Raw genomic sequence first — 10,245 nt, 5'->3', positions numbered from 1 at the left:
CACTATTTTTTATTTTTATTTGTATTATTATTAACATTCATTTTTGCTTTATTCATTAAGCGGTCAGGATTTAAATATGTTTTCTTCTGTTCTTTGGATAGGGAAACATCATACATTGATAGATCATTAATAAATGGTTGCTCATCAGTATCATGGGCATGCCCTTCATATCCTTCAAATTTATAAGTAAATCTACCATCTAAATAAACTTTAAAAATTGCTTCTTCACCAGTTACTTTTTTAGCATACACAATGACAACACTATCTTCATTTTCTTTTACCAATCGAATGTCATTATTATTCACAATAAACCCTCGTTTTTGAATTGATTGTAAAATTGAACTAATAGCATGTTTACGAGCTGATTCATCTAACTGCTTAGTAATAATTTTATTTTGTAATGCTAATGCTTTTTTATTAAGTTCTTGGGAACTTTCTAAATCTAATTTACTAAATTGTTCTAAATCAGTTGCTAACTCTGCTTCTACAAACTTATCACGACTAACTTGTTCTTTAAAACTCGTAAGGTATTGGTTTTTAACAAAGTCAGTTGTTGTTCGGTAATTATTAATTTCTTCTTTAACAATATCAGCAATTTCAGTTGGACTTAAATTAACTAACTTACTTTTGTTTTCTTTAAAAAAACTTAGAATAATTGCTTGTGATTGTTTATCATCAAACATTGCCAATAACTCTTGCTCTAATTGATCATGGTTTAAATTAAGACGATTTTTTAAATTGGCAACTCGCTGCTTAGTTTCATCTTCAATAACTTGTATTTTTAATAATTCCACCTCTTGTTGGATTTCTGCTAGCCGTAATTTTTTTTGCTCTAAATAAAAATTTACTTGCTTAGCTTGTTCTAATTCAACATGATCTTGTTTTGAAAAAGTTTTAACTAATTCATTATTTTCAATTTCCGCAATAATTGCATCTAATTCTTTTAAATATTTTTCAGTTTGCTGACAATTAAGACCACTAGCATCAATTGCTTTTAATTGCTGCAATAAAATTGTTAAATTTTCACGAACAAAGTTAATATTGATTTCTAGCTGTTCAATTTTCTTTTGATAATTATACATTACCTGCTCAACACTCATGCTCATTATGCAAACACCTCTTCAATTCCTTCCAATATTTTTTTGATTTGTTCACGGTTCTTATTAGCATTTTGTTCATTACGATATTCTTCACAATAAACATATAATTTTAATTCATTATATCAATCATTTAATTTTTTGTATTTACTTTTTTCAAAATTAGGTTTTAAAAGAAAGATTTTTTCATTTAAATATTTAACATCATAATCATCAACAATTAATATTTCATCAACATATCCTTCTAACTTGTTCAAAACATAGACACTCGCTTTTCCAAATTCACATAAGTTCATATAATCATTAAACTTAACTGCGGAATTAAATACTTCCCCATGTTTAAGTTGACGGAATTTTAACTCTAAAACTGATAAGGAATGGAGCAATTGAATAATTAACTCCGCGGAATTTTGAAAACTAGTTAAGCGGGCTTTAATTAAATTTATTTTTTCTCAGAGTACTTTTCAATTTCGTTGTAAAACATTTGTTTCTGATTGGTAATCCATTTGTTGACGATATGTTTCATAATCTTTTGCATAAGAATATAAATTAGTTAAAAAGACTGTGTTTTTAGTGTTAACATCAAAATCATCATCGCGATCAATAATTTCTTTTGTAATATTTTGGTTAATTAGTCTAATAAATTTAGTTACAATATTAAATAAATTTTGGTTCCAAATTTTTTCAACAATACTGGGAGCAGCAATCTTTGTTAATTCATATAATTCTCCCATTGTGGTATTATCCTCATCATATAATTCTTGCAAAGTATTTAGAATATCTTTGTTGGAAAGGATTTCACCATTATATAAAACACTGTAACTTCGAACAATTGTTTTTTGTTCTTGAGCTAACTGTTTAATATCTGCTACTAAGGTATTGTGAATAGTATTTTTATAGTTAGGTTTTAAAACTAAATAATCACAAATTTCTTCTCAGCGTAAATATAAATCAGTTTTATTATTAAAATGTTCGGTTGCTTGATTTTCCATAAAGGTTTGGAAAGCATGATCATTATTATTGATTAAATCTAACAAATAAAAATGGATAAATAAATTGGTTTCTTTTTTACTACTAATTAGTTCTCGTAATTGCGCTTGGTATTTTATTAATTTTTGATTTAAATATTGCATTATTTCTTTTAAAATATTTTTACTGTAGTTATCCTTATATTTATTTGCCACTAAAATTTTCTTCCCTAAACTAATAATTTCAGTTTCTTGAATGGCATAAGCCTCCGCTTCTAATTTATTATTTATAAATAACGTAATAAAATTATGATCAAAGGTTACTAGATCTTTACTAATTCGGAAAAATGGTAATTCTGTTCGTAAATCTTCTAAATTAGTATCTTGGCTAGCATTTACAAAAATTACTAACTCTAAATTATTATTTTGATAATACTTTTTATTAATAACTGCATTTTCATTTACATAAGCACTATTAACAATTAAAATTCGTGGGTTAGCTAATGTTGTGGTAATATAACGAGGATCTTGTAAATAATCACTTTCAAATAAATTAATATTTAAGCGTGACAGATTTAAATTAAAATATTCTTTTAATTCATTGGTCATTTTATTTAAAAAGTAATCAACAACTGTTCCTTTAATAGCATCATTATTATCCAAAATATTTTGTAAATTTTTATCATTCTCCACTTTTAACTTAATATCTTTGAAAGTTGTTAGCGCTAAATTAATTTGAACTGGTTCATAAGTTGGATTGAATAAATTAGTAATTTTGTCAGAAGTCATTTCAATTTTTACATTATTAGATTTAATAAAACTAAAAGTAGTATCTTTATTAAACTGGTTAGTTTTTAAGTCCTTTTTTTTATATTCATTTAAATAATTAAAAAGATCACTCCCCGTCAGATCAACAGCATTGGGAGCATTAATAACTAAATCATCCTCAGTAATTTTATCTGTTAAGTTAACAGTACTATTATTAACTAATAACTCATCAGTAAACTGGTCAAAAACAAAATCAATCAACGCTTCCCGGTTGTTATGTTTACTTAATAAAGTTCCGCGCTCAAGGGCAGCAAGTGCTTCTCGTGAGATGGCAAAAACACCTAAGGCACAATCAATTCATTCATTGTTATAACTAGTACTAACATACTGCAGGGAACTATTAGTATTAATCGTAATAATATTTTCGCGCTCAATTAAATCTTTTAAACAATCAGCATAAATTGTTAAGTCATTAATTTTTAACTCGGTATGGAAAACTTCTGCTAAGGTTTTCTTTTTATCAGGGTAAGTGGCAATCGTATTTAAAATTAGATACTGAAAAAATGATGGTTTCTTAGGAGTTTGATAACCAACAATAGTTTTCAATTTAAGTCATTTTTTATATAAGCTAATTGTCCCTAATTTCATATAATCACCCTTTCTGTTAATCTAAGATATCATTGGCGTTGAAAACTGTTCCGTATTCATCAATGATTTTAATAATTTCATAGTATGCTTTTATTATTTTGGTAATTTCAGGATTGGCAATGGTTGGGATTTCGACTTCAATATGAGCAAAGAAATTAATAGCCCCAATAATCACTAACATATTTTTTGCCCGCGAAAAAGCAACATTTAACCGTTCATATTTTTTAATAAATTCCTTATTCGCTTTTTCTTGGTTTTTCGGATTGCGAACAGTATTAACAATCACAATTTCGGTTTCACGTCCTTGGTAATCATCAACTGTTGAAACCTCAACGATAATATTTTTAAATTTTAAATTACTAATTGCCCGACGTAATTTTTTAACATGGAGACCATAAAAACTAATAACAGCTACTTTAGGTTTTTTGGTTAACTTTATTTCTTGGTTATTATAACCTTCTTCAATTAATAATAAAGTTTTTACGGTTAGTTCAATTTCTAACCAATTAAATAAACTAGTACTTCCTGATTCACCTTGTTCGTAAACTATGTTAGTATTATTGGCATCTTTTGTTGAATCAATTCAATACACTGCTTTGCGTGGTTCAAAAATAGTTAATCCCTTTTTATTATTAACTTTAATATAATGTTGTTTTAAATTATTTTGATTTTCGGGGTCACCTAATTGTAATTGATTTTCATAAAAAACATTAACTACTCGCATAATATCCTCATGACTACGATATTGTTTTGTTAAAATTCCTTTCACAGAATCATCACACTTGGCAACTAATTTTTTAAACATTGAATTAGTTAATAACTCATTAAAGTCATGATAGCTATAATGTTCTTGATAAACAGTATTGATTTTTGCAATGTCTTCTTCACGATATGGCATAATTGGTGGTAACTGACGATAGTCACCAACTAAGACAACTGCCTTCCCATACACTAAGGGCATAAAAACTTCCATTGGGGTTAACTTACTTACTTCATCAATGATTACAACATCAAATGCAAATTTTTTAATATCAATATCACTAATATTATAATCTTGCAAAACTTTATTTTTACTTTGGGCGTATGATTGGTTAGCTGTTGCGGTCATTGCAACGACATTAACATTATTTTGCAAAAATTGATTAGCATATGAAATTGTATCTCGTTCCATAAATGAAGTAAATTTATTGTTGTTAATATTTTCTTGATCTAAAAATTCGCCAATTCGATAATTATTATCTAAAAAATTAATTAAATTATTTACAAAATTATTTTTTTGATTTTTTTCATCAACAATACTTTTAATGTTAAGATCAATGGCATTAATTGCCTGGTCAATGTCCCTAATAGTTGTTGCTACATCCTTAATAGTTAACTGCATATTAAAAATATCGTTAATACTTTGCACTAGATTTTCAATTTCAATTTTTAAACCTACCACTTTTTGGTCTAATACTTTAACTTCATCAGCTAAATAAGAAATCTCCTGCTCATATTGAGCAATTTTAATATCTTTATTTGATTCTTGTAAAGTATGCAAGCGGTTTTCATAAATTACCTTTAGCATTTCTAAATCATTTCGAAAAGCATTAATTGCATGTTCATATTGGGTGATATCAACTTCTTGTTTATGATCAACTGCCTTTAAATCATTTAGTTCTTGGTATACTGTTGTAAATTTAACTAGTCAGTCATCATCACGATTTTCTTTGTTAATATTTTTTAACTCAAAAAGTTCTTGCTCTTTAATTGTAATTAATTTAGGATTACTATTTCCGGTTTGAATAATTTTTTGGTATGTCTCCTGAATTGAAAATGAAGAGTCAAATTCCGTTTCTAGTTTCTCTTGGATAATTACACCAAAATGTTTTTTAAATAATTCACCAACTTCTGAATTTGGATTAATAACTCCTGATCAGTTATAATCATTTAACATCTCAAAAATATTATTGATATTATTTATTTCAATAATAAGTTTCTTATTTTTATTTTTTGTAATTAATTCATTGTTAATGGCATCGTCTCTTAATTTTGTTAATTCCGCTAACTTAACTTTTAATTTCTCGGCTTCCGCAATTTCCTGGCCCAGCATTTTGGCGTTGGTTTTTAATTTTTGTAATTCTAATTTTTGATTTTCATAATCATAATCAAGTGCATTTCATTTTGTTAAATACTTTTGTAATAAATGAGTATAAATAAAACGATAATGATTAAAAATTAATTTATCCGGATTAAAATCAGCAAATTTATTTTTCTTACGAACTTCTTCTCCCGTTAGTCGAAGCGGAGCAATTTGGGGTGTTTTATACAACCGCATTAAAACATTATCAATAGCAGTATGGTTTTGTGAGGATACTAATATTTTTTTTCCTAACATTGCATATTGATAAACTAATTCCGCAATAAATTCAGTTTTTCCAGTTCCCGGTGGACCTTGTAATAAAAAGATATCTTGGGAATTTAGGGTTTTAACAATTGCTAATTTTTGTTCTTCATTTAAATTATTCGAAGCAAAAGTTACATCATTAATTGTTAATAAATGATTTTGATTTTTAATTTTAACATCTTCAATATTAAAAATATAATTAATTAGATAAGGATTAGCCACATCATTTTTACTAATCTTTTCTAAAATTACTGAACTGCGGCGAATTAATGTGGAGTCACCTTTCCCAACATATGTTAAATAACCATACTGGGGAAATTGGTTATTAAGTTCTAAGAGTGATAATTCTTCTTCGTTTTGTAATTCATAATATGCATTAATTGGTTGATAATCTTTTAAATGCGTTTTTAATAGTTGAGAAATTTCCTGTTGTTCACCATTTGGTTTTTCAATATTATTTTCATTAAGATAAATATTTCATAATTTTTCTAAAATAACGGCAGGAGTTAAACTATCATTAAGATGTTGCGTTGTATTGATGTTAAAACCTAAATCAATAATATCATTTGAATCTTGGGCAAAACTATCATTATAGCTAAATTCCATCAAAGTTAAGGGGTTGTCTTTTTTATAAGAACGGTTTAAATTAAGCGGAGCGACACTTAAATTTTGTAATGATTTTAAACAACGATATTTTTCTTGATCATCAACAAACAAGGTTAAATTTGCAATAATAATTTCTTCATAATTATTTGGGTTTAGTTTAATATTATTTTTTATAAAAATATTTTTTGGAACATATCAAAAGTTATTAGCACTAAACTTTGCATCATGGTATTTTTCAAAATTAGATACTGTTTTGGGAATCTTAACATATTCTATTAATTTACTATCAAGATATAAGCAAGAATTGCTTCGCTTATATTCTAAATCTTGGGTCTGAAATTGTAAATATTGCAACCATTCAGCTTTTTCTTCTTGAAAAGTTGAAATTAAAAATTTCATATTAGCCATTACGTTTGAATCAAGAATCGTACGAGTTTTTGCTTCGTTAAGATTAAAATTATCAGCAATTTCTAAGACAACTCCTTCCCCCGGAGTTTCAAAGTCTTGCTTAGTTTTTTCCATCGCAGTTAAAAAAATATTTTTTACATTAATAACGCCAATTTCTGGGTTAATATCTCCTAAAATTGTTAACGATAAATTAGGATCTAATAAATCATCAACAAAAGTAATTGATTTAAAACGCACTAAAATATCAAAAAGTTCTTTTTCACTGCCTTTTTTATCTTTTTTAATTTTAGCTTTATCATTAATTAAACAAATAAAAAAATCAGCAATACAAGTATGCGTTTTAAAAAAATTATATAGTTCATTAACAGTATTAATATTTTTTAAATGTAAATTTTTAACATCCTCATCGTTAAACTTACTTTTACTGTTGGTAAGAAAATATCAATTTAATAAAAGATTTTTCCCGTTAAACCGATCACCTTTAATTAAAAACTCATTGTCCACCATACTTCACCTACTTTATGCTCCCCACTAATTTATACTCCTTTAATTATACTAAATTATTAAAATATCGCAAAAAATAGAATAAATAAATAAAAAGTACACACAGTGTACTTTTCTCTCATAAGCATCTATCTTTTTGAGTATTGCGGTGCTCTTCTAGCTCCTCGTAGACCATATTTTTTACGTTCTTTAATCCGAGCATCACGAGTTAGCATTCCAGCATGTCTTAAAAGGGTTTTATAATCTTGTGAAGCTTCAACTAGTGCTCTTGCGATTCCTAATCTTGTTGCTCCTGCTTGTCCAGTAAATCCACCACCTGAAACTTTAACATTAATATCAAAGTCAGATTTTACTCCTGTAATTTCTAAAGGTTGTTCCAAGTCTTGTACCAAAGTAGCATATGGAAAGAATTCCAAAGCTGGTTTTCCATTCACAATCACATTACCTTTACCAGGAGTTAAAACAACTTGTGCGATCGATGATTTTCGACGCCCAGTTCCACGATATATAACTTCTTGTTTTTTTGCCATATTCGACTCCTTTATTTAGTAGTTAATTCTAACTTAATTGGTTGTTGTGCTTGATGTGGATGGTCATTACCAGCATACACAAATAAATTACGGAATAATTGGGCTCCTAATTTATTCTTTGGTAACATTCCTTTAATTGCATGTTCAACTGGATAAATTGGTTTTTTAACTAACATATCTTTTGCAGCTGTTTTTTTCAACCCACCAGGATGTTGTGAGTGGTGATAATAGATTTTACCTTTTAATTTATTACCTGTTAATACTATTTTATCAGCATTAATAATAATAACATTATCACCACAATCAACATGGGGTGTATAAGCTGGTTTATTTTTTCCTTTTAAGATCATTGCAACTTTACTTGCTAATCGTCCTAAAACTAGACCTTGAGCATCAATAACATATCATTTCTTTTCAACTTTCGCTGAATTTAAGATAGTTGTTTGTCTCATTGGCTCTTGCCTCCTTACATCATTCCGTACCAGGGTTTAATGTATAAAGCAAATATATTATATATAAAAATTAGTAGTGATTCAATCAATTCTAGATAATATCTGAGATTTTTATTTGATTTGTTTATTATTTTCACTATCTAAGATTTGTTCTTTTTCGTTAATTAGCTGTTTTTGACACTCAATTTCTTTAGATCTGTGCGTAATTTGCTCTCGATGAAAACTAGTAAATTTGTTTTTGATCCCTAAAGCAGTGTAATATTTAATCCGATTTCTATTGGTATAAATATCACTAGTAAATTTTTTAATTTTATCTTGATGTAAGATTGCTCATTTATCCCATATCTTTGGACTTAATTCTGTTATGTACATTTCTTTTAATTCTATTAATTTTCCTTGCCAATCCGTGTTTCCAACATAAGAATAATTATTTAAACAATCATTAATTCTATAAAGAAGGTCTTGGGCTTCTTCAGGATTATTTCGAAAAATTTTTAAATATGATGAATCATAAATTCATTGGTTAAGACATTTATTATTGCCAAAAGTTGAATCTTCTAAAATTCAACTAGGAGACTCTTCTTTTGGATATTTTTTATCCAAAAATTGATACCCTTCTAAAATTTTATCAATTTCTCCCAATAATAAATGTTCATTTTTAATTTTTAAGTTTCAGTTATTATTTCATTTTTTGAATTTTTTAATTGTTAATACTTTGATTGTCGTTATATTTAATATTTGCTGCTTGAAATCTAAAAATTTAGCTGGGTCTGGCGACTCCATTTGGTATAATCCAGGGCTTAAATTATAATCTAGAAATTCTTCAATTAATAATATTTTTTCAAGGCAAAAATTGATATTTTGTTGTAACATATTAACATTTTTTCTAATTTCTTGATTTGGAAATTCCTGAGGCAAATTAACATAATCTTTCCGATCAAACCAGGGAAAGTTTGAATCATGTAAACTTAATCATATATATTCTAAATTAAATGGTAACATTAGATAATTAAGAATAGTTCTCTCAAAATCATCCACTAATTTTTGAATTTCTGCTCATGTTTTTTCTAAATAATTAAATACGATATCTAAATCATTTTTTATATGTAGATCATAAAGTAATATTTTATTTTTTTGCTTTGTAACTCATTGAAAAATATAATTTAATTGTTTATCTACCATTTCTTCTGCTGGCAAGTTTAATAGATTATCAAAAGGGTAACCTATAAAATTATCATTTTTATTAACAGAGTATTTTGTTAAAAATTCTTTAAATTTTAAGAAAATTCTGCTAGGTTTGTTACTTGAGTAATGATACTTTTCAATATTTTCATTCATTACATTAATTTCTTTTTCTGAAATTGTTAGTATTTTACCAATGGCAGTTTTAATTTTAATTTCCTTTTCACCATTTAAATCAGTTAAACTATTAAATTGAGTTTTTAAATTAGCATAATATTTTGTAAAAAATGAGTATAAATTTTGATAATAAACTATAAGACCTCGTAATTTTTTAAGTTTATTTTCTTTACTAGTAATACTAGCTCATAAATTACTCAAATTATAACGAATTTTGTGGAGTTTTTTAATCTCTGTCAAATTTAAAATACTTAAAACATCTTTAACTAACCAATGATCTAACGAATCCTTCATATTTTTCTGAATAATTATAAAACGCTCATTTTGTTCGTTAAAATTAAGTAATAAGGTTTCTTTATTTTGCAATCATATGTTTGTAAATTTAAGCATCTTATCTTTTAAATCAGCAAATTTAGCATTTATTTTTATTAATTCATCATAATTTTCGTTAAAATCATTTCATAATTTTATTAATTTTTCATCATCAAATAATATTTCTTTCATAATTTGTTTCCTTTT

The 10,245-nt window shown here is 26.5% G+C and carries 6 protein-coding genes; all 6 read right to left on the bottom strand.

Annotation, left to right across the window (positions count from 1 at the left end; genetic code table 4):
• Positions 1–2: 2 nt before the first annotated feature.
• On the bottom strand, positions 3–1,106 hold the full coding sequence (locus QPK10_RS02660; protein ID WP_368486489.1) for a hypothetical protein: 1,104 nt from the start codon (positions 1,104–1,106) through the stop codon (positions 3–5).
• Positions 1,106–3,481 carry a hypothetical protein gene (locus tag QPK10_RS02655; protein WP_368486488.1) on the bottom strand — a complete coding sequence of 792 codons (2,376 nt, stop codon included), beginning with the start codon at positions 3,479–3,481 and terminating at the stop codon, positions 1,106–1,108. Before QPK10_RS02655 ends, QPK10_RS02660 begins: the two co-directional genes overlap by 1 nt.
• Before the next feature lie 16 nt (positions 3,482–3,497).
• Complete coding sequence (locus QPK10_RS02650; protein ID WP_368486487.1) at positions 3,498–7,388, bottom strand: AAA domain-containing protein; 3,891 nt, start codon at positions 7,386–7,388, stop codon at positions 3,498–3,500.
• Between the two features lie 125 nt (positions 7,389–7,513).
• Positions 7,514–7,915: a 30S ribosomal protein S9 gene (gene rpsI / locus QPK10_RS02645; protein WP_368486486.1), complete on the bottom strand. Its 402-nt coding sequence runs from the start codon at positions 7,913–7,915 to the stop codon at positions 7,514–7,516.
• A gap of 11 nt (positions 7,916–7,926) precedes the next feature.
• Positions 7,927–8,367, bottom strand: a complete 441-nt coding sequence (gene rplM / locus QPK10_RS02640; RefSeq protein WP_025317856.1) for a 50S ribosomal protein L13 — start codon at positions 8,365–8,367, stop codon at positions 7,927–7,929.
• 111 nt (positions 8,368–8,478) lie between these two features.
• Positions 8,479–10,230, bottom strand: coding sequence for a hypothetical protein (locus QPK10_RS02635; RefSeq protein ID WP_368486485.1), 1,752 nt, complete (start codon positions 10,228–10,230; stop codon positions 8,479–8,481).
• Positions 10,231–10,245: the final 15 nt, after the last annotated feature.

The organism is Spiroplasma sp. DGKH1, assembly GCF_040940205.1.
Lineage (GTDB): Bacteria > Bacillota_I > Bacilli_A > Mycoplasmatales > Mycoplasmataceae > Spiroplasma.
Note: the sequence above shows the minus strand (reverse complement) of the source record. Positions and strands in the feature narration are given on the sequence as shown.